Origin of the sequence: Achromobacter insuavis, assembly GCF_902859645.1 — a bacterium.
GTDB lineage: Bacteria > Pseudomonadota > Gammaproteobacteria > Burkholderiales > Burkholderiaceae_B > Achromobacter > Achromobacter insuavis.
Window position 1 is genome coordinate 1 of sequence record NZ_CADIJR010000192.1, and the last position, 724, is coordinate 724.

The 724-nt window shown below is 77.6% G+C and carries 2 protein-coding genes; both read left to right on the forward strand.

Going from position 1 to position 724, the window contains the following annotated elements; all coding sequences use genetic code 11:
- A partial coding sequence (locus tag H0523_RS32075) for a type II secretion system protein GspM (RefSeq protein WP_180180331.1) occupies window positions 1-469 on the forward strand: 469 nt, incomplete at its 5' end.
- A 4-nt stretch (window positions 470-473) separates the two neighbouring features.
- The coding region (locus tag H0523_RS32080) for a hypothetical protein (protein ID WP_218950891.1) at window positions 474-724 on the forward strand (251 nt) is incomplete at its 3' end.

Sequence of the window (724 nt, forward strand, 5' to 3'; positions counted from 1 at the left end):
GCTGGCGCTATGCGCCGCGGTGGTCGCGGCCGCGGGCTGCTGGCTGGCGGTGATCGAGCCGTCCCTGGCGCGCGCGGATCGCGGCGCGGAGGAATTGCGGCGCCTGGAAACGAACGCGCGCGACCTGGAGGCGGTCCTGCGCCAGGCGGGTCCGGCGCCGGCGGCGCGCCAGGCCGCGGTCTCCCCCGAGACGCTGGGCCGCTGGCTCGACGCGGCCGGATTGGCGGGGCGCTACGAACTCGGCGCCGACGAGAGCGCGGCCGGCGCCTGGCGCATCGTGTTCCACCGGGCGCCGGCGGCGCCGCTGGCGGCCTGGCTGCTGGCCGGACCGGCGCCGTTTCCGCTGGCGTTGACGCGCGTTGCCTTGCAGCGCCAGGACCAGGCCGAACCCGGCGATCCCGCGGTGGCGCCGGGCGAAGGCCTGGCGGGCGTCGTGCTGTTGAGCCCCATTTCCCGCGACCAGAGGTGAGCCCGTGACGCCGTCCCGCTTGCGCCGCACGCCCGAGCGCATTCCTGCCCATCGCAGCGTCCTCGGCCTGGCCCTGTCGCTGGCCCTGGCCGCCTGCGCGTCGCCGCAGGGCGATGATCGCCGCAGGGGCGAACTGTCGATCGATCAGGTGCCGCCACTGGCGTCGTCGCTGGCGCCTTCGGCGCAGCCGCGGCGCGTGGCGCAGGCCGATGGCGCGGCAGGCCAGCCGCTGCCGCAGAACGCCGCGGGCGCGCC